Consider the following 19,017-nt stretch of genomic DNA (forward strand, 5'->3'; position numbering starts at 1 on the left):
CTGCCCGTCATCGGAGGGCGGCGGAGCGGGAGAAGCCGTGGCGGGGCGGGAGAGCCGCGGTGGTAGTCCTGCGAGGCTCGGCGGTAATCCCTGCGCTCGGCGGCCCGGACGGCCGGACCGGCCGGTCCGGCGGTGGGGCGACCGTCCGGAGTGCCGATGGGTGCGGTCGGGCCAGGGTGGGCCCACGGGTGTGCCCGCTGCCGGTCGGGTGTGCCCCATTGCCGACCGGAGGGCACGCCCTCAGCCGGTGCCGGTGGGGCGGACGCCCTGAGCTGGTGCCGGTCGGGGGCACGCCCTCAGCGGCGGCCGGGCGGGGACAGAGCCCCGCCCGGCGTCGGGCTCACGCCGTCAGGTCCGGCTCCCGTACCCGGTCGAAGACGCCGCCGGTGTCTGTCCCGGTCAGCAGATAGGCCTCGGCCTCGCCCACGTGGAAGTACATCCCGTGCAGCTCCAGGGTGCCCTCGCCAAGGGCCCGGGCCACCGAGTCGTGGGCACGCAGGTGCTCCAACTGCTGCACCACGTTCGTGAGGCAGAGCTGCTCGACCGCGTCCTCGGGGAGGCGCCCGGCGAGCCTGGCCCAGGACGCGGTGTCGGCGGCCATGCGCTCCAGGCTCGGCAGCCCGTGCCGCAGCCATCGCTTCAGCGGGGTCCGGGCGCCTCCGGGCTCGGAGTTGAGCAGGGCTTGCATGGCGCCGCATCCCGAGTGCCCGCACACCGTGATGGACCGCACCCGCAGGACGTCCACGGCGTACTCGATCGCGGCCGACACCGAGTCGTCGCCGCTCTCCTCGCCGGGTCGCGGGACGAGGTTGCCCACGTTGCGCACGACGAACAGGTCACCCGGGCCACTGGAGGTGATCATCGATGTGACCAGTCGGGAGTCGGCGCAGGTCAGGAAGAGCTGCGAGGGCCGCTGCCCCTCACGCGCCAGCCGGGCCAGCTCGTTGCGCACCAGGGGGGCCGTGTTGCGCTGGAACGCGCTGATGCCACGCGCCAGTTCATGCCCGCTGGCTCCGCCGGTGCTCGTCGCGTCCTGCTCGGAGCGGTCCGCCCCGTCCGGGTCCTTCTCGGCTGGGGGTGCGGACTGCGGTCCGTCGCACTGGTGGTTGCGCCAGGGTGTCCAGGGCCGGCAACGGCAGTCGGTGAGGGATCGGGGATCGGAGATGCGGGTGCCGGTGTGCCGACCGGTGATCTCCACGGTGCCGCCCTGCGCGGTGTGCGTCTTCTGCCAGTCCTGCAAGGTCTCGTACGCCGCGTGGTCCATGAACGACCCGTCGAGTTCGACGACGGTGGCGGCACCGTGGGGGACGAGATGCAGGGCTCGGCTGAGCCGTGGCACCGCGAGGAACGTCAACTGTCCTCTGACGTGGACGTGATGGACTCCTTCCCTTTCGTCGTGCGTGATGCGGGTGCGGGTGAGGCGGTGCAGGGCGACGCCGACGGCCATGGCGATGCCGAGCGCCACGCCCTCCAGGACGCCGAAGGAGACCACGCCGAGGGTGGTGACGGCGTAGACCCACACTTCCCGGTGGCGCGTCACCGTGCGGATGTGGTTCAGGGACACCATCTGGATGCCGATGGCCATCACCAGCGCGGCGAGCGAGGCGAGCGGGATGAGCTCCAGGATGGGGACCATCAGCAGCGTGGCGATCACTACGAGAACGCCGTGCAGCATCGTGGAGTTCCGGCTGACCGCTCCCGCGTGCACATTCGCCGAACTCCGCACGGCCACACCGGCGATGGGCAGTCCGCCGAGCGAGCCGGAGACGATATTGGCCGTGCCCTGCCCGAGCAGTTCGCGGTCGAGGTTGGAGCGCCCGACGCGGGCGGACAGGCCCGGGCGGCCGGCCACCAGCTTGTCCACGGCGACCGCGCCGAGCAGCGACTGCACGCTGCACACCAGCGTGGTCGTGAGCACGGCGGCGACCAGGCCGAGCACGGGGCCCTCGGGCAGCCCGGCCAGTGCGTGGTTGCTCCAGGACGGCAGGTCGACCTTGGGCAGCCGGAGACCGGCGAGGGCGGCGACCGCGGTGGCCCCGGCGACGGCGATGAGCGCGGCCGGGATCTTGCGCAGCAGGTCTCCGGCCCGGCCGGGCAGTCTCGGCCAGAGCAGGAGCAGCGCCAGGGTCAGCACGCTGACCGACACGGCCGCGGGACGCATGTCCGCCAACTGGGCCGGCAGCGCGCGGAGGTTGTCCGGGACGGAGCTCTGCGGTGTGCCGCCGAGCACGATGTGCAGCTGGGCGACGGCGATGGTGACACCGATGCCGGCGAGCATGCCGTGCACGATGGCGGGGCTGACGGCGAGAGCGCCACGGGCCACCCGCAGGCAGCCCAGGCCGAGTTGCGCGAGGCCGGCCAGGACGGTGATGGCGCAGGTCGTCCGCCAGCCGTAGCGCTGGATGAGGTCGGCGGTCACCACGGTGAGTCCGGCGGCGGGTCCGCTCACCTGGAGCGGGGAGCCGCCGAGCCGCCCGGCGACCAGTCCGCCGACGGCGGCGGCGACGAGGCCGGCTTGCAGAGGGGCGCCGGTCGCGAGGGCGATGCCCAGGGACAGCGGCAGGGCGATCAGGAAGACCGCGATCGAGGCCGACACATCGGCACCCGCGATGCGGAATCGGCGGGGCCCGGCCGGCGGCGGACTGTGGGGCGGATGCGTGCGCTCGGTTCGGTTCGGGTCGGCGGCGCGTGTGGGGACGCATGCTGACATGGTTTCCCGTCTCCTCCGGGGCTGCGGCGGTCGCGTCATTCGGGGTCCCGCGCAGGGCGGGGTTCGGTCGCGGCGGTCACGGCGTGAATCGGCGGGATGAATCAACGCTCGGTAAACGGATCGTAATGCAGAGTAAAGGGCGAACATAGACTTTACGGGCAAATGGGTGAATAGATCACTCTGAAGAGTGAAGTGGTCATTTGATCGGCTTGTCGTGTTAATTCCTTCTCGGTCCCGTGTGAATGTGGCGGCGCTGTCCGCACCCGAGAGAAGGAAGAAGGTGGGCGGAACATGGCCGCCACCCCCAGGATCGCCGCGGGCTCCGTGATCGCCGCGGTCTGCGCCGCATCGCTCGCCGGTTGCGCGACCGGCACCCCCCGGCAGGACAACCCCGACCCGCAGAAGCCGACGCCGGCCCAGGCGCCGAAGAGCGCGGTCCGGCTGATCGGAGACGGCTCCACCGCCTACACCGGCGCCCAGCCCCACCTGCCCAGGCCCGAACGGCTGCGGCCCGGCCAGAAGCCCCCGCAGTTCGTCGTCTTCTCCTGGGACGGCGCGGGCGAGGACGGCCAGAAGCTGTTCTCCCACTTCCGTCAGGTCGCCAAGAAGAACAACGCGACCATGACGTACTTCCTGAGCGGCGTGTACATGCTGCCGAACGACGAGCGTGACCAGTACCGCCCGCCCCAGCACTCCCCGGGCCGCTCCGACATCGGCTTCAACGACCGCCGGGGCATCGCCGCCACGGTGAAGCAACTGCGCCTGGCGTGGCTGGAGGGCAACGAGATCGGCACCCACTTCAACGGCCACTTCTGCGGCAGCGGGGGCGGTGTCGGCGAGTGGTCCGTGCAGGACTGGAAGGACGAGATCTCCCAGGCCAAGCGGTTCGTGAAGACCTGGAAGACCAACACCGGCCTGAAGGATGCCTCCCCGCTGCCCTTCGACTACGACAAGGAGCTCATCGGCGCCCGCACCCCCTGCCTCGAAGGCCAGCGCAACTTCATGAGGGCCGCCCGTGACCTGGGCTTCCGATATGACACCAGCGGTGTCAACGACCAGGTCTGGCCGAAGAAGAAGCAGGGCCTGTGGGACGTCTCCATGCAGCTCGTGCCGTTCCCCGGCCACTCCTTCGAGCAGCTCGCCATGGACTACAACTTCATGGTCAACCAGTCGGGCACCACCACCCAGGGCAACCCCGCCAAGTTCGACTACTGGGGCGACCAGATGCGCGACGGCCTGCTCCAGGGCTTCGCGCGGGCCTACGACGGCAACCGCGCCCCCCTGATCATCGGCAACCACTTCGAGTCCTGGAACGGCGGCACCTACATGCGGGCCGTCGAGGAGGTCATCGAGACCGTGTGCACCAAGAAGGAGGTGCGCTGCGTGTCGTTCCGGCAGCTCGTGGACTGGCTGGACGCGCAGGACCCGAAGACGCTGGAGAAGCTGCGCGGCCTGCCGGTCGGCCAGGCGCCCAAGGAGGGCTGGGCGGCCTTCCTGTCGGACCGTCCCGCCCCGGCGCCCAAGGGCGTGCCCGGCGCTCCGGCGGCCAAGGGGTAGTCCTCGGGCGGACGTGGCCGGGTGCACGCGCGCGTGAAGAAGGCCACTCCGCCGCAGGGCGGGGCCCCGGGGTGCGTAGGGTCGTACTCATGAGTACAGCAGGCGCGACCGCCGATCCCCTCGCGGCCCTGGGGGCGCTGCCCGGAGTGGCCGATTCCGTGGAGTCCGTACGCAAGGCCGTCGACCGGGTCTACGGGCACCGGGTCATGCGGCGGCGCAGCAACGCGATCACCTCCGAGGCCGCCCTGCGAGGCGCCCGGGGCTCGGCCGCGCTGTCCGGCGCGGACTGGGCCCTGGAGGAGGTGCGCCGGCGTACGGACTTCAGCGGCGACGACGAGGCCCGCACCGTGGGTGCCGCCCTACGGCTCACCGCCGAGGCGGGCCAGCTGCTGTCGATCTGGCGGCAGTCGCCCCTGCGCGTGCTGGCCCGGCTGCACCTGGTGGCGGCCGCCGGCAAGGGCGACGAGGTGGGGCGGCCCCGCAAGGAGGGCGAGCCGGTCGACGAACCGGTCGTCGGGCTGCCGCTGCCCGGCGCCGCGGAGACGCACGGCCGGCTGGACGGGCTGGCCGGACTGATCATCGCCGGCGGCTCCGCACCGGCGCTGGTGACGGCCGCCGTCGTGCACGGCGAACTCCTCGCGCTGCGCCCCTTCACGTCCCACAACGGCCTGGTCGCGCGCACGGCCGAACGCATCGTCCTGGTGGGCAGCGGGTTGGACCCGAAGTCGGTCTGCGCGGCCGAGGTCGGCCACGCCGAGCTGGGACGCGACGCCTACCTGAAGGCCCTGGGCGGGTATGTCTCCGGTACCCCCGAGGGCGTGGCCGCCTGGATCGCCCACTGCGGCAGGGCCGTCGAACTGGGGGCCCGCGAGTCGATGGCGGTGTGCGAGGCGCTGCAACGCGGAGCGGCCTGACATGGCCCGGTGAGAAATGATGCGGCGGTACGAGTTCTCGTACCGCCGCTGGCATGAGCATCGGGTTACCAAGCGTCCTCGATATACGCCCATCAGGTCGGGAACTTTGCCCGTCCCTGGTGCGGCTGGCCCGTATTCGACGGGTCGACGTCGCGTGGGTGCCCGGTGTTCATGCTCGGTCCGTGGGGCCAAATGCGTTGAAAAGGTGATCCTCTCGGATGTCCCTGGTCTCGCGGGCCGTTGATTCCTTTGTACTCCTGCCCCGCAGTGAGCGGAAGTCCAGACTGCACTTCTTTACTTTTGGGTTCACATGGGACGGTGCCTCGTAGCAGGTCAAGCGACCGTCGCCCGGCGCCTGTTCGCGTACCAGACGAGTCCCGCGGTGGCCGCGGCGGCGCCTATGGCGGCGACCGCGACGAGCGCCGGACGCGGCGGCACGGAGAACGCCGGGATGCGCTGCTTGAGCCGGACGGGGCGGTGGAAGTCCAGGATCGGCCAGCCGCGCGCGAGGGCCTCGCGGCGCAGCGCCCGGTCCGGGTTCACGGCGTGCGGATGGCCGACGGACTCCAGCATCGGCACATCGGTCGCCGAGTCGCTGTAGGCGTAGCAGCGGCTGAGGTCGTACCCCTCGGACGCGGCCAGTTCCCTGACGGCCTCGGCCTTGGTGGGGCCGTACGCGTAGTACTCCACCTCGCCGGTGAAGCAGCCGTCCTCGCCCACGACCATGCGGGTGGCGACGACGCGGTCCGCGCCGAGCAGCTCGCCGATCGGCTCGACCACTTCGGCGCCCGACGTGGACACGATGACGACGTCGCGTCCGGCGGTGTGGTGCTCCTCGATCAGGGAGGCCGCCTCGTCGTAGATGATCGGGTCGATCAGGTCGTGCAGCGTCTCGGCGACGATCTCCTTGACCTGCCGCACGTTCCAGCCGCGGCACAGGGCGGACAGATATGCGCGCATGCGCTCCATCTGGTCGTGGTCGGCGCCGCCGGCGAGGAAGACGAACTGGGCGTATGCGGTACGCAAGACGGCCCTGCGGTTGATGAGACCGCCTTGGTAGAACGACTTGCTGAACGTGAGCGTGCTCGACTTCGCAATGACCGTCTTGTCCAGGTCAAAGAAGGCGGCTGTGCGGGGCAACGAGTGGTTTTCCACGTCCCAGAGCATAGGGGCAGCCCATTCGGCGTAAGGTGGGGCGCGTGGGTTTGCCTGAGAAGGCTCTCGGGTACACCATGGAAGTCACGGATCGTTCGCGACCGTGCTAACCCGGCCCGACTCCTCCCCCCCCCGAGTCGGCCGTGGGGACGACCCCCGCTCTCCCCCCCGGCGGGGGTCGTCGCATGTCCGGGTGGGTTTTCTCCTTCTCCTCACGGCCTGACAGCCGGTCCGGCAGAGTCACGGACGGGTTATTGGCATGGACATGACTTGTCACGCTGTGTCGCGGCCGGACTGCTCTGTGGAAGCCGCACAGAGAGTCTGCGCGGCTCACCGGTATGGGTGAAGGCGATATTCACAACCCCCGGCACGTCCACAGTTTTCCACCAAGATCCACACGATTTCCGGGATCGCTGCACCGTGATTCCTGCGCGTCCCGCTCGCGGCGAGTTCATGGCCGGTTCCGAGTACCGGGAGCGTTTGGCCGGTTTCTGTCGGCCGTTCACAGGGAGGCCGCTCGCCGGTTCTTCCCACGTTTGGGAATCGCGGGGCCGCAGGGGTCGCGCGAGTCACGCAGCGAAGGGGGATGGAAACCGTGGCCGGAACCGTCACACACGACCCGCCGCCGACCGCCGGAGGCCGGCCGGGCGGACCGTTGATCGTCACCGAGGACACCGAACTCCTCGACGATCTGCTCCGCCTGTGCGCGGCGGCGGGCGCCACGCCCGAGGTGCACCACGGGGTGCCGGAGCGCAGAGGCGGCTGGGAGGCCGCGCCGCTGATCCTGGTGGGCGACGACGCCGCGCGGAGGCTGCGCGGGGCCGCGCGCAGAAGGGGCGTCGTCCTCGTCGGCCGGGACCAGGACGACTCAGGGGTGTGGCGACGGGCCGTCGAGATCGGCGCCGAGCACGTGCTGATGTTGCCCGACGGCGAGCAGTGGCTGGTCGACCGGATCGCCGACGTGGCCGAGGGCGTCGGACGGCCCGCCCTCACCGTGGGTGTCATCGGCGGCCGAGGCGGGGCCGGAGCCTCCACGCTCTCCTGCGCCCTCGCCGTCTCCTCCGCGCGGGAGGGACTGCGCACCCTCCTCGTGGACGCTGATCCGCTGGGCGGCGGACTCGACGTGCTCCTCGGCGGTGAGACGGCCGAAGGGCTGCGCTGGCCCGCATTCGCCTCCTCACGCGGACGGGTCGGCGGGGGAGCCCTGGAGGAGTCGCTGCCCGAGCTGCACTCGCTTCGGGTGCTCAGTTGGGACCGCGGCGACCGGATCGCCGTCCCGCCGCAGGCGGTGCGCGCGGTGCTCGCGGCGGCCCGGCGCCGGGGAGGCACGGTCGTGGTCGACCTGCCCCGCCGGATCGACGACGGTGTCGCCGAGGTCCTCTCGCAGCTGGACCTGGGCTTGCTGGTGGTGCCCGCCGAGCTGCGGGCCGTCGCGGCCGCGGGGCGGGTGGCCTCCGCGGTCGGCATGGTCCTGCGGGACCTACGCGTGGCGGTTCGCGGGCCGTACCCGCCGGGGCTCGACGACCGCGAGGTGGCCCGGCTGCTCCGACTGCCCCTGGTCGGCGAGGTACCGGACGAGCCGGGGCTGACGCGCCCGGACGAGGGCGCGGCGCCACCGGGCGCCGCTCCTCGAGGACCGCTCGCCCGGTTCTGCAAGGGGTTCTGGGAGCGGGCGCTCGTCGAGGCGGGTGCGGCATGAGCACCCTGGCCACTCATGAGGGCACGGCGCTGCTCGACGGTGTGCGGCGGTGGCTGGCCGAGAGCGGGGCCGAGCCGACCCCCGCATGCGTGGCGCAGGCCCTGCGGGAACAGGGGCGGGTCCTCGGGGACGCCGAGGTCCTGGGGGCCGCCGCGCAGTTGCGGTCCGAGCTGGTCGGCAGCGGACCGTTGGAGCCGCTCCTGGCCGATCCGTCGGTGACGGACGTGCTCGTGTCGGCCCCGGACCGGGTCTGGGTGGACCGGGGCGGCGGACTGGAGCTGACGCCGGTGCGGTTCCCGGACGCGGCGGCCGTGCGGCGTCTCGCCCAGCGTCTCGCCGCCGTGGCCGGACGCCGACTGGACGACGCCCGGCCCTGGGCCGACGCCCGGCTGCCCGACGGGACGCGGTTGCACGCGGTGCTGCCGCCGGTGGCCGTCGGCTGCGCCTGCCTGTCACTGCGGGTCGTGCGGCCCCGTGCCTTCACCCTCGGCGAGCTGGTCGCGGCGGGCACGGTGCCGCCGGGCGGGGACCGCGTGCTGCGGGCACTGCTCGACGCCCGGCTGTCCTTCCTGGTCAGCGGAGGAACCGGCACCGGCAAGACCACGCTGCTGAGCGCCCTGCTGGGACTGGTGGGGCCGGACGAGCGGATCGTCCTCGCCGAGGACTCGGCGGAACTGCGACCCGATCATCCGCACGTCGTGCGGCTGGAGACCAGACCCGCCAACCAGGAGGGCGCGGGCCTGGTCACCCTCGAGGATCTGGTGCGTCAGGCGCTGCGGATGCGGCCCGACCGACTGGTCGTGGGTGAGGTGCGCGGACCCGAAGTGGCGTATCTGCTGGCCGCGTTGAACACCGGCCACGAGGGCGGCTGCGGGACCGTGCACGCCAACGCCGCCGCCGATGTACCGGCCCGGCTGGAGGCGCTCGGCACGGCCGCCGGGCTCGACCGGGCCGCGCTGCACAGCCAACTGGCGGCCGCGCTCTCCGTGGTGCTGCATCTGGTGCGCGACCGTGCCGGGCGACGACGGATCGCCGAGGTGCACGTGCTGGAGCGGGACCCGTCGGGGCTGGTGCGGACAGTGCCGGCGCTGCGGTGGGGAGCGCAGGCGTTCGTGCGGGAGCGGGGCTGGGAGCGCCTGCGGGGGCTGCTTCGGGGTGAGGCGAGCGGGAGCGGGCCGGACCAGGCCGTGGTGGAGGGGGTCGGTCATGACGGGGGTGCCTGAGATGTCGAGGGGCGCGGCGGTGGTGTGCATGGGGGCGGCCGTCTGGTTGCTGGCCGAGCGGGAGGAAGCGGCGCGGCGGGCACGGTTGCTGCTCGCGGGTGACGGGGCCGTCGCGCAGGGACCGGCCGGGTGGCGGCGGCTGACCGGTGGGCTGCGGAGCCTCCGCGGGAGGCTGGGGGCCGAGTGGTGGTCGGTGGTGGCCGGGCTGGTGCTGGCTGTGCCCGGGGTGTCGGTACTGCCGGTCGTCCTGGGGGCGGCCGGGGTTCCGTTGCTGAGGCGGGCCCGGCTGGCCGGCGGGGCGCGGCGGGACCGGGAACAGCGGGCCGACGCGGTGATCGCCCTGTGCGGGACGCTCGCCGGGGAGGTGCGGGCCGGACGCCAGCCGGGCGAGGCGTTGTTGCGGGCCGCGCGGGACTGCGGCGGACTCGCCGACGCCCAGGTGACGGTGCTGGCGGCGGCGCGGTTCGGCGGTGATGTGCCGGACGCGCTCGCGACGGCGGCACGGCAACCGGGTGCTGAGGGACTGCTCGGCCTGGCGGCGTGCTGGCGGGTCGCCGTGGACCAGGGCGCGGGACTGGCGGCCGGACTCGACCGGCTCGCCGCCGCCCTGCGCGCCGAACGGGATCAACGGTCCGACCTGCGTGCCCAGTTGGCGGGCGCCCGGGCCACGGCGGTGATGCTCGCCGGGCTGCCGGCCCTGGGCCTCGTCATCGGCACCGCGCTGGGCGCCGATCCTCTCCACGTCCTGCTGCATACGGGGGCGGGGCTGGGCTGCCTGGCGACCGGCGGGGTGCTGGAGGGCCTCGGGCTGTGGTGGGTGGGGCGGATCGTACGGAGGGCGGAGGGAGCGGCATGAGCACAGAAATTGTCCACAGGCTGGGGGTGGCTGTGGGGATCGTGGCGGTCTGCGCAGGGTCGGCGCGGTGGCTGATCACGTCCCGGCGCCGCCGGAGGACGCGCCGGCGACTGGCCGGCCTGGCAAGGGCCCGGGATGTGCCGGCGCCTGTCCCACGCCTGGCCGTGGGCGGGATCGCCCGGGCTTGGCTGCCCCCGGCGGGCGTGGCGTGCGCCGGATGGGCGCTGGTCGGGGGTCTCGCCGGGGTCGCCGTGGGGCTGGCCGGCGCGGTGGGTGTGTGGCGGTGGCGGCTGAGGCGGGAGACGGCCGGCGCGGATCCGCGCGTATCCGACCTCGCCGAGGCGGCGCGGCAACTGCCCCTCGCCGCCGACCTGCTGGCGGCCTGTATCGCGGCGGGTGCCGGCCCGGTGATCGCGGCGCAGGCGGTGGGCGAGGCCCTCGGTGGCCCCGTCGGCGATGCCCTCGCCCGGGGTGCGGCGGAGGTGCGGCTGGGTGGGGAACCGGGTGCGGCCTGGCGGAGGTTGGGGGCCCTACCGGGCGCCGGAGCCCTGGCCGGGCTGCTGGAACGGGCCGATGTGTCCGGGCTGCCCGCCGCCGTGCCGGTCGCACGGCTCGCCGCGGAGGCCCGTGCCGACTGGGGCCGCGCCGCGACGGTCAGGGCCCGCCGGGCGGGCGTGATGGTCAGTGCGCCGGTCGGGCTGTGCTTCCTGCCCGCGTTCATCGCGGTCGGTGTGCTGCCCGTGGTGATCGGGCTCGCGGGCGGGGTGCTCGGAGGGGGTGGTGGATGACGCGAAGAGGGACCGGAAGCAAGTGAGCGGCAAAAAGCAGAAGTTCGGACTCTTTCCCACGGGGGTTGAGATGTATCAGGTGGTACGGGCACGGCTGGGTGTCCTGGTGAGCGGAATGCGCACGGCGCGGAGCGACAGGGGGATGGTCACCTCCGAGTACGCGATGGGAATCATCGCCGCGGTGGCGTTCGCGGTGGTGCTCTACAAGGTGGTCACGAGCGGGCCGGTCAGCGCGGAGCTGCAAGCCATCGTGAAGGGAGCCCTCAATGCGCGGATGTGAGCGGGACGCCGACCGGGGGTTCGTCACGGCGGAGTCGGCCGTGGTGCTGCCCGTGCTGGTGATGTTCGCGATGGCTCTGGTGTGGGGGCTGCTGGCCGTGGCCGCGCAGATCCAGTGTGTGGACGCGGCGCGGACGGGAGCGCGTGCGGCGGCCCGCCAGGACCCGCCCGGCGCGGTCGTGAAGCTGACCCGTGAGGCGGCGCCGCCCGGTGCGAAGGTGACCGTCAGCCGGGACGCGGAGCAGGTCCGGGTGGTCGTCGTGGCCGAGCCTCCGGTGCTGCGTGGTCTGTCCTTCACCGTGCGCGAGGAGGCCGTGGCGTCGGTGGAGGAGGCGGTGGGCACATGAGGCGCCGTCGGGCGAGGGCCGGATCCGGCTCGAGGACGGCGGCCATGGGCCGGCGCGCCGGGTCGGACCGCGGGTCCGCCACCGTCTGGAGCGTGGGGGCCATCGCCGTCCTGTGCGTGGTGTTCGGCGTGGTCCTCGCGCTCGGGCAGGCCGTCGTGATCCGGCATCGCGCGGCGGGCGGTGCGGATCTCGCGGCGCTCGCCGCGGCGGATCACTGGGCCGAGGGCGGTGCGGTTGCCTGTGCCCGGGCCGGCCGGGTCGCCCGGGCACAGGGCGTGCGGCTGGTGCGGTGCGAGGTCACCGGACAGATCTCGGACGTCACGGCGGCGTCGGGACGGGGGCCGTTCACGGCGCAGGTCAGGGCGCGGGCGGGGCCTGCGACGGCCCTGCCGGACCTCTCGTCGGCTGCTCAGCTGCCCCGTCCGCCCTCTCCGTCTCCTGCGCAGCGCCCTCCTTCTCCTCGGGAGCCCCCTCCAGCAGCACCGTGAGGAGGCGCACCGCCCCCCTCTTGTGCAGCGGATCGTTGCCGTTGCCGCACTTGGGGGACTGGATGCAGGACGGACATCCGGCCTCGCACTCGCAGGAGGCGATGGCCTGGCGGGTGGCGGACAGCCAGGTACGGGCGGTGTGGAAGGCGCGCTCCGCGAAGCCCGCGCCGCCCGGATGGCCGTCATAGACGAAGACCGTGGGCAGGAGCGTGTCGGGGTGGAGCGGGATCGACACGCCGCCGATGTCCCAGCGGTCGCAGGTCGCGAAGAGGGGCAGCAGCCCGATCGACGCGTGTTCGGCGGCGTGCAGGGAGCCGCCGAGGATCTCCGGGTTGATCCGCGCCCGGTCCAGCTGGTCCTCGGTGACGGTCCACCACACGGCGCGGGTGCGCAGCGTACGGGGAGGGAGGTCGAGTTTGGTCTCGCCGAGCACTTCGCCGGTGATGAGCCGTCTGCGCAGGAAGGAGACGACCTGGTTGGTGACCTCGACGGAGCCGTAGCAGAGGCGGCCGTCACCCCAGGGGATCTCGACGTCCGTCTCCAGGACGGAGATCGACGTCGTGTCCCGGGCGACCGTGGAGTAGGGCGGGGCGGCCTCCTCGACGAGGGCGACGGAGTCGTCCAGATCCAGCGACCGCACCAGGTAGGAACGGCCCTGGTGGAGATGGACCGCCCCCTCGTGCACCGTCGAGTGCGCGGCGCCGGCGTCCACCGTGCCGAGCAGCCGGCCGGTGCCGGTCTCGACGACCTGGACCGGGCGTCCGCCCTCGCCGCGGATGTCCGTCAGGTCGGCGGCGCGCTCCCGGCGGGTCCAGTGCCAGGCCTTGGTGCGGCGGCGCAGCAGCTTCGCGGCCTCCAGCTGGGGCAGCAGGCCCTCGCTGGCGGGGCCGAACAGGTCGAGGTCCTCGTCCGTCAGGGGCAGCTCCGCGGCTGCGGCGCACAGGTGCGGGGCCAGCACGTAGGGGTTGTCGGGGTCGAGGACGGTCGACTCGACGGGCTGGTCGAACAGGGCCTCGGGGTGGTGGACGAGGAAGGTGTCCAGCGGGTCGTCACGGGCGACCAGAACGGCCAGCGCCCCCTGCCCGGACCGCCCGGCCCGGCCCGCCTGCTGCCACAGAGAGGCACGCGTGCCCGGGTAACCGGCGATGACGACCGCGTCGAGGCCGGAGATGTCGATGCCGAGTTCGAGGGCGTTCGTCGCCGCGAGGCCCAGCAGTTCACCCGAATGGAGGGCTTGTTCGAGTGCGCGGCGCTCCTCCGGCAGATAGCCACCCCGGTACGCCGCGACACGCCGGGCCAGCGACCGGTCGACCTCGGCCAGACGCTCCTGGGAGATGACCGAGATCAGCTCGGCGCCCCGTCGGGAGCGGACGAAGGTCACCGAGCGCACGCCCTGCACGGTGAGGTCGGTCAGCAGGTCGGCGGCCTCGGCGGTGGCCGTACGGCGGACCGGGGCGCCCCTTTCCCCGTGCAGTTCGGTCAGCGGCGGTTCCCACAGGGCGAACACCAGTTCCCCGCGTGGGGAGGCGTCGTCGGCCACCTCCAGCACCGGCACGCCGGTGAGGCGGCGGGCGGCCACCGCGGGCTCGGCGGCGGTCGCGGAGGCCAGCAGGAACACCGGCGAGGCGCCGTAGCGGGCGCACAGGCGGCGCAGGCGACGCAGCACCTGGGCGACGTGGGAGCCGAACACGCCGCGGTAGGTGTGGCACTCGTCGATGACGACGTACTTCAGCGACTTCAGGAAGGAGGACCAGCGAGGGTGGGAGGGCAGGATGCCGCGGTGCAGCATGTCCGGGTTGGTCAGGACGTAGTTGGCGTACTGACGGATCCACTCGCGTTCCTCGAACGGAGTATCGCCGTCGTACACGGCCGCGCGTACCGAATTGCCCAGAGGATGTGAAAGTTCCTTCACGGAGCGGCATTGGTCCGCCGCGAGGGCCTTGGTCGGAGCCAGGTAGAGCGTGGTCGCGCCGCGGCCGTTCGGAGCTTCCGCGCCCTCCAGGAGAGTGGACAGAACCGGCACCAGGTACGCCAGGGACTTGCCGGAGGCCGTGCCGGTGGCCACGACGACCGAGTCGCCGTCCAGAGCGTGCTCGGCGGCGCGTGCCTGGTGGGCCCAGGGATGTTCGATGCCCGCGGCCCGAACGGCGGCGACGACCTCCGTGCGGATCCGGTCCGGCCAGACGGCATGCCGACCCGCGCGCGGGGGCAAGTGCTCCGTATGAGTAATGCGCGAAGCCCTGCCCGGGCCGGACGCGAGCCGGTCCAGGATCGCGCTCGGCGCGGGCCGGGAGGCGGGGTCCGTCGGGGTTCGATCGGATCGGTGATTCTTGGCCATCGGCACCGAGTGTGTCACTGGCGTGACGGACAATGGAGCCAAGGCGTCGTGCACGCCTGCCGGTAAGTGATTGAATGCCATCGCGGCTGGCGAAGCGTCCAGGGGCTGAAGCCGAATGCCCCTAGGGCGACCGCTCGATAGCAAGGTGCTGGAGGATCCGTGGACCTGTCCCTGTCGACCGAAACCATGGGCGATCGCACGATCGTCAGGGTCGGTGGCGAAATCGACGTATATACCGCGCCCAAGCTGCGCGAGCAGTTGGTCGAGCTGGTGAACGACGGCAGTTTCCACCTTGTCGTCGACATGGAGGGCGTGGACTTCCTCGACTCCACCGGGCTCGGCGTGCTGGTCGGCGGCCTGAAGCGTGTGCGGGCCCATGAGGGCTCCCTGCGCCTGGTCTGCAACCAGGAGCGCATTTTGAAGATCTTCCGCATCACCGGCCTCACCAAGGTGTTCCCGATTCACACCTCGGTCGAGGAAGCGGTTGCGGCCACCGACTGACGCCGGTCCCGGGCCATGTGCCCGGGCCGGCCGGCATTCGGCAGAAGTGACAAGCGAGGGGGCCCGGGTCTCGCCGGCCCGGCGCCTCCCGACAGCACGCCCGTAGTTGCGAGGGGGATGCATGGCCACGGTTGAGCTCCGCTTCAGCGCGCTGCCCGAGCACGTCAGGACCGCCCGGCTGGTGGCGGCAGCGGTGGCGCGCAGGGCCGGAGTGGACGAGGCCGTCCTCGACGAGGTCAGGCTCGCCGTCGGCGAGGCGTGCAGCCGGGCCGTCGGGCTGCACCAGACCGGCGGGATCTCGGCACCGGTGAAGGTGCTGCTGATCGAGGAGGAGAAGCAGTTCTCCATCGAGGTCGGCGACGCGGCCCCGCACGCGGTCTCCGGCGAGCGCGGCCCCGGCGGCGGACCCGGCGACTCCGGCGGGGAGGCCGACGAGGACGAGATGGGCCTCGCGGTCATCAGCGGACTCGTCGACGACGTCGAGGTCAGCGCGGGCGAGCACGGCGGGCTGATCAAGATGACCTGGCCGACCACACCGCCGCCGACGATTCTGGTCTGACCCCGCCACCGCACATCCCGTTCTTGACGAAGGGCCCCACCCGTGGGGCCCTTCGTCACGTGCGGGTGTCAGTTCTCGCCTTTACAGTGGTTCCTGTGCCGTTCATCGCGTGAATTCGTTCACGATCATTCGCGCGCTCCACGGCAGCTTCAGAATGCTTTCAAGGCATTACCTCGGAAGACCAATTCCGCTTATCGCGCTCTGTTTTGATCAGGTTCCGGTACCTAGAATCCCGTCCACATCTTGAGCTCAGCCCAAGCGTCAAGGAGGACGAATGGCGGGGCTTTCCCTCTCACCACAGTCGGGCCATCCCACCGACCTCGCAGCCGCCGTACTGACCGATGGCAACCGCGTGCTCATCGTGGTCATCGCGGTCGTGGCACTGGCGGCACTGGCGATCGCGGGCGTCCTGGTGCGCCAGGTACTCGCGGCCGGCGAGGGCACCGACAGCATGAAGAAGATCGCGGCAGCGATCCAGGAAGGCGCGAACGCCTATCTGGCCCGTCAGCTGCGCACGCTCGGCGTATTCGCCGTGGTCGTGTTCTTCCTGCTCATGCTGCTGCCCGCGGACGACTGGAATCAGCGTGCCGGACGTTCGGTGTTCTTCCTGATCGGAGCGGCGTTCTCGGCGGCCACCGGCTATATCGGCATGTGGCTCGCCGTACGCAGCAATGTGCGTGTCGCCGCGGCGGCGCGTGAAGCCACCCCGGCGGAAGGCGCGCCGGAAAAGGATCTGACCACCGTCTCGCACAAGGCGATGAAGATCGCTTTCCGTACGGGCGGTGTGGTCGGCATGTTCACGGTGGGCCTCGGCCTGCTCGGCGCCTCCTGCGTGGTGCTGGTGTACGCGGCCGACGCGCCGAAGGTGCTCGAGGGGTTCGGCCTCGGGGCCGCGCTGATCGCGATGTTCATGCGTGTCGGCGGCGGCATCTTCACCAAGGCCGCCGACGTCGGCGCCGACCTGGTCGGCAAGGTCGAGCAGGGCATTCCGGAGGACGACCCGCGCAATGCCGCGACCATCGCCGACAACGTGGGCGACAACGTCGGCGACTGCGCGGGCATGGCGGCCGACCTCTTCGAGTCGTACGCCGTGACCCTCGTGGCCGCGCTGATCCTGGGCTCGGCCGCCTTCGGCGACGCCGGGCTCGGCTTCCCGCTGCTGGTGCCGGCGATCGGCGTGATCACCGCCATGATCGGCATCTTCGCGGTGGCGCCCAGGCGGGCCGACCGCAGCGGCATGAGCGCCATCAACCGCGGGTTCTTCATCTCCGCGGTGATCTCGCTGGTGCTGGTGGCGGTGGCCGTCTTCGTCTATCTGCCCGGGAACTACTCCGAGCTCGACGGGGTCACCGACACCGCGATCCTCGGCAAGGACGGCGACCCGCGGGTCCTCGCGCTGGTCGCGGTGGCCATCGGCATCGTGCTCGCCGCCCTGATCCAGCAACTGACCGGCTATTTCACCGAGACCACCCGCCGCCCCGTCAGGGACATCGGCAAGAGCTCGCTCACCGGCCCGGCCACCGTCGTCCTCGCCGGAATCTCGGTCGGTCTCGAATCCGCCGTCTACACCGCCCTGTTGATCGGCCTCGGGGTGTACGGGGCGTTCCTGCTGGGCGGTACGTCCATCATGCTGGCGCTGTTCGCGGTGGCACTGGCCGGCACCGGCCTGCTCACCACGGTCGGTGTGATCGTCGCGATGGACACCTTCGGGCCGGTCTCCGACAACGCGCAGGGCATCGCGGAGATGTCCGGTGACGTCGAGGGCGCGGGCGCGCAGGTGCTCACCAACCTGGACGCGGTCGGCAACACCACCAAGGCGATCACCAAGGGCATCGCCATCGCCACGGCCGTCCTCGCGGCGGCGGCGCTGTTCGGGTCGTACCGCGACGCGATCTTCACCGGCGCGCGGGACGTGGGCGAGGCACTCAGCGGGGACGGTGCCCCGATGAGTCTGATGATGGACATCTCGCAGCCCAATAATCTGGTGGGTCTCGTCGCCGGCGCGGCGGTCGTCTTCCTCTTCTCGGGGCTGGCGATCAACGCCGTGTCGCGCTCGGCGGGTTCCGTGGTCTACGAGGTGCGGCGGCAGTTCCGTGAGAAGCCAGGGATCATGGACTACAGCGAGACTCCTGAGTACGGCAAGGTCGTCGACATCTGCACCAAGGACGCCCTGCGCGAGCTCGCGACCCCCGGTCTGCTGGCCGTGCTGGCGCCCGTCTTCATCGGGTTCACGCTCGGCGTCGGCCCGCTCGGCGCGTTCCTGGCGGGCGCGATCGGCGCGGGCACGCTGATGGCGGTGTTCCTCGCCAACTCCGGTGGCGCCTGGGACAACGCCAAGAAACTCGTCGAGGACGGCCACCACGGAGGCAAGGGTGGCGAGGCCCACGCGGCGACCGTGATCGGCGACACGGTCGGCGACCCGTTCAAGGACACCGCGGGCCCCGCGATCAACCCGCTGCTGAAGGTCATGAACCTGGTGGCGCTGCTCATCGCGCCCGCGGTCATCAAGTTCTCCTACGGCCCGGACGAGAGCATCGGGGTGCGGATCCTGATCGCCGCCCTGGCGTTCGTCGTGATCGCCGGGGCGGTGTACGTGTCGAAGCGGCGAGGAATCGCCATGGGTGACGAAGACAACGCCGGGACGGAGCCCAAGTCGGCCGATACGGCGGTGGTTTCGTAGGGAGGATCTTCGAGCCCCAGCTCAAGGTGCGGGCGGGCGGTGCGCGTTGGCGCGTCGCCCGCCCGCACCTTGTGGGTAGAGGATCACGCGTGAGCCTTCTCTCGCTTGGTGCAATAGGTTACGAAACGGTCTTAATGGACGTTCGGCGTGCGGTTGCCGTGCATCTGACGTGTATGTTCCGGGGCCGAGAGCCATGGAAGGGACCAAACCGGTGAACAAGAAGCTCGCGGCCGCACTGTCCGGCGGTGCGGTACTGGTACTGGCGCTGTCGGGTTGCGGCGGCGACGACGGCAACGACAAGCTGGACTCCTGGGCCAAGCAGGTCTGTGACTCCGTGCAGCCGCAGGCCAAGAAGATCGAGTCGGCCAATGCCGCGATCCAGAAGGAGACCTCCGACAACAGCACGCCGGAGGACGTCCAGAAGACCGACGCGCAGGCCTTCCAGGACATGTCCGACGCCTACAAGGCGATCGGAACCGCCGTGGACAAGGCCGGGGCGCCGAACGTCGAGAACGGCGAGAAGAAGCAGCAGGACGCGGTCAAGGAGCTCAACGCGATCGCCACCTCGTACGCCTCCCTGAAGAAGCAGGTCGACGGGCTCGACACCAAGGACCAGGGCAAGTTCGCCGACGGCCTGAAGGACATCGCCACCGAGCTGGACAAGCTGAGCCAGAGCGGGAACGACGCCCTCAGGAACCTGGAGGAGGGCGAGGTCGGCCAGGCCATGGCCCGGCAGTCCAGCTGCAAGGCGGCCACGGCGTCGTCGGGAGCCACCCAGAGCTGAGGGGCCGGGACGCGGGACACGACGGCTGACCCGGTGGTGACCCCGCACCGGCGGGCCACCTGATGTGCCCGGCGGCAGGCGGGAGCACGACGGCTCACCCGGTGGTGGCCCGCCCCGGCGGGTCACCTGATGTGCCGGG

General features: G+C 71.8%; 15 protein-coding genes and 1 pseudogene. 13 read left to right on the forward strand and 3 right to left on the reverse strand.

The genetic code is table 11. The annotated features are described in order from the left end of the window. Positions 1-340 precede the first annotated feature (340 nt). A complete protein-coding gene (locus tag ABTX62_RS08770; RefSeq protein WP_352115493.1) occupies positions 341-2,710 on the reverse strand; it encodes a bifunctional SulP family inorganic anion transporter/carbonic anhydrase in 2,370 nt (789 codons plus the stop codon). Positions 2,711-3,001: 291 nt separating this feature from the next. On the opposite strand from ABTX62_RS08770, the gene ABTX62_RS08775 reads away from it, so the two are divergent. After that, positions 3,002-4,267, forward strand: coding sequence for a polysaccharide deacetylase family protein (locus ABTX62_RS08775; protein ID WP_352115494.1), 1,266 nt, complete (start codon positions 3,002-3,004; stop codon positions 4,265-4,267). Between the two features lie 89 nt (positions 4,268-4,356). Continuing rightward, positions 4,357-5,181 carry a Fic family protein gene (locus ABTX62_RS08780; RefSeq protein WP_352115495.1) on the forward strand — a complete coding sequence of 275 codons (825 nt, stop codon included), beginning with the start codon at positions 4,357-4,359 and terminating at the stop codon, positions 5,179-5,181. 333 nt (positions 5,182-5,514) lie between these two features. Here ABTX62_RS08780 and ABTX62_RS08785 read toward each other — a convergent pair whose 3' ends face one another. After that, positions 5,515-6,348, reverse strand: a complete 834-nt coding sequence (locus ABTX62_RS08785) for an HAD family hydrolase (RefSeq protein WP_352115496.1) — start codon at positions 6,346-6,348, stop codon at positions 5,515-5,517. A 574-nt stretch (positions 6,349-6,922) separates the two neighbouring features. Between ABTX62_RS08785 and ssd the strand changes: the two genes are divergently transcribed. From ssd to ABTX62_RS08820, 7 genes and pseudogenes are all read left to right on the forward strand, one after another. Further along, entirely contained in the window at positions 6,923-8,035 is a 1,113-nt protein-coding gene (ssd, locus tag ABTX62_RS08790; protein WP_352115497.1) for a septum site-determining protein Ssd, read from the forward strand. Then, positions 8,032-9,258 carry a TadA family conjugal transfer-associated ATPase gene (locus ABTX62_RS08795; RefSeq protein ID WP_352115498.1) on the forward strand — a complete coding sequence of 409 codons (1,227 nt, stop codon included), beginning with the start codon at positions 8,032-8,034 and terminating at the stop codon, positions 9,256-9,258. The genes ssd and ABTX62_RS08795 overlap by 4 nt, the downstream gene beginning before the upstream one ends. Next, positions 9,242-10,114, forward strand: a complete 873-nt coding sequence (locus ABTX62_RS08800; RefSeq protein WP_352115499.1) for a type II secretion system F family protein — start codon at positions 9,242-9,244, stop codon at positions 10,112-10,114. Before ABTX62_RS08795 ends, ABTX62_RS08800 begins: the two co-directional genes overlap by 17 nt. Continuing rightward, entirely contained in the window at positions 10,111-10,902 is a 792-nt protein-coding gene (locus ABTX62_RS08805) for a type II secretion system F family protein (protein ID WP_352115500.1), read from the forward strand. Before ABTX62_RS08800 ends, ABTX62_RS08805 begins: the two co-directional genes overlap by 4 nt. Positions 10,903-10,972: 70 nt before the next feature. Further along, positions 10,973-11,182 (forward strand): DUF4244 domain-containing protein, encoded by a 210-nt coding sequence (locus tag ABTX62_RS08810; RefSeq protein ID WP_352115606.1) that lies wholly within the window; start codon positions 10,973-10,975, stop codon positions 11,180-11,182. After that, complete coding sequence (locus ABTX62_RS08815; RefSeq protein ID WP_352115501.1) at positions 11,169-11,528, forward strand: TadE family type IV pilus minor pilin; 360 nt, start codon at positions 11,169-11,171, stop codon at positions 11,526-11,528. Before ABTX62_RS08810 ends, ABTX62_RS08815 begins: the two co-directional genes overlap by 14 nt. Before the next feature lie 44 nt (positions 11,529-11,572). Then, positions 11,573-11,845: pseudogene (locus ABTX62_RS08820) on the forward strand (Rv3654c family TadE-like protein); the annotation flags it as partial. Positions 11,846-11,885: 40 nt separating this feature from the next. Here ABTX62_RS08820 and ABTX62_RS08825 read toward each other — a convergent pair. After that, entirely contained in the window at positions 11,886-14,435 is a 2,550-nt protein-coding gene (locus tag ABTX62_RS08825; protein ID WP_352115502.1) for a DEAD/DEAH box helicase, read from the reverse strand. 78 nt (positions 14,436-14,513) lie between these two features. On the opposite strand from ABTX62_RS08825, the gene bldG reads away from it, so the two are divergent. The 4 genes from bldG (at position 14,514) to ABTX62_RS08845 (ending at position 18,878) form a co-directional block, all read left to right on the forward strand. Then, positions 14,514-14,855 (forward strand): anti-sigma factor antagonist BldG, encoded by a 342-nt coding sequence (gene bldG / locus ABTX62_RS08830; protein ID WP_003991900.1) that lies wholly within the window; start codon positions 14,514-14,516, stop codon positions 14,853-14,855. Positions 14,856-14,976: 121 nt separating this feature from the next. Continuing rightward, positions 14,977-15,414: an ATP-binding protein gene (locus tag ABTX62_RS08835; RefSeq protein WP_283968041.1), complete on the forward strand. Its 438-nt coding sequence runs from the start codon at positions 14,977-14,979 to the stop codon at positions 15,412-15,414. A 274-nt stretch (positions 15,415-15,688) separates the two neighbouring features. Continuing rightward, on the forward strand, positions 15,689-18,094 hold the full coding sequence (locus tag ABTX62_RS08840; protein WP_352115503.1) for a sodium-translocating pyrophosphatase: 2,406 nt from the start codon (positions 15,689-15,691) through the stop codon (positions 18,092-18,094). A 193-nt stretch (positions 18,095-18,287) separates the two neighbouring features. Further along, on the forward strand, positions 18,288-18,878 hold the full coding sequence (locus ABTX62_RS08845) for a small secreted protein (protein WP_352115504.1): 591 nt from the start codon (positions 18,288-18,290) through the stop codon (positions 18,876-18,878). The last annotated feature ends 139 nt before the right edge of the window (positions 18,879-19,017 follow it).

It is taken from the genome of Streptomyces sp. NPDC096046 (assembly GCF_040303285.1).
Lineage (GTDB): Bacteria > Actinomycetota > Actinomycetes > Streptomycetales > Streptomycetaceae > Streptomyces.

Bases quoted from the DNA above. Each gene is read 5' to 3' on its own strand.
- ABTX62_RS08770 (WP_352115493.1), bottom strand. From the start codon at position 2,710: ATGTCAGCATGCGTCCCCACACGCGCCGCCGACCCGAACCGAACCGAG.
- ABTX62_RS08775 (WP_352115494.1), top strand. From the start codon at position 3,002: ATGGCCGCCACCCCCAGGATCGCCGCGGGCTCCGTGATCGCCGCGGTC.
- ABTX62_RS08780 (WP_352115495.1), top strand. From the start codon at position 4,357: ATGAGTACAGCAGGCGCGACCGCCGATCCCCTCGCGGCCCTGGGGGCG.
- ABTX62_RS08785 (WP_352115496.1), bottom strand. From the start codon at position 6,348: ATGCTCTGGGACGTGGAAAACCACTCGTTGCCCCGCACAGCCGCCTTC.
- ssd (WP_352115497.1), top strand. From the start codon at position 6,923: ATGGAAACCGTGGCCGGAACCGTCACACACGACCCGCCGCCGACCGCC.
- ABTX62_RS08795 (WP_352115498.1), top strand. From the start codon at position 8,032: ATGAGCACCCTGGCCACTCATGAGGGCACGGCGCTGCTCGACGGTGTG.
- ABTX62_RS08800 (WP_352115499.1), top strand. From the start codon at position 9,242: ATGACGGGGGTGCCTGAGATGTCGAGGGGCGCGGCGGTGGTGTGCATG.
- ABTX62_RS08805 (WP_352115500.1), top strand. From the start codon at position 10,111: ATGAGCACAGAAATTGTCCACAGGCTGGGGGTGGCTGTGGGGATCGTG.
- ABTX62_RS08810 (WP_352115606.1), top strand. From the start codon at position 10,973: ATGTATCAGGTGGTACGGGCACGGCTGGGTGTCCTGGTGAGCGGAATG.
- ABTX62_RS08815 (WP_352115501.1), top strand. From the start codon at position 11,169: ATGCGCGGATGTGAGCGGGACGCCGACCGGGGGTTCGTCACGGCGGAG.
- ABTX62_RS08825 (WP_352115502.1), bottom strand. From the start codon at position 14,435: ATGGCATTCAATCACTTACCGGCAGGCGTGCACGACGCCTTGGCTCCA.
- ABTX62_RS08835 (WP_283968041.1), top strand. From the start codon at position 14,977: ATGGCCACGGTTGAGCTCCGCTTCAGCGCGCTGCCCGAGCACGTCAGG.
- ABTX62_RS08840 (WP_352115503.1), top strand. From the start codon at position 15,689: ATGGCGGGGCTTTCCCTCTCACCACAGTCGGGCCATCCCACCGACCTC.
- ABTX62_RS08845 (WP_352115504.1), top strand. From the start codon at position 18,288: ATGGAAGGGACCAAACCGGTGAACAAGAAGCTCGCGGCCGCACTGTCC.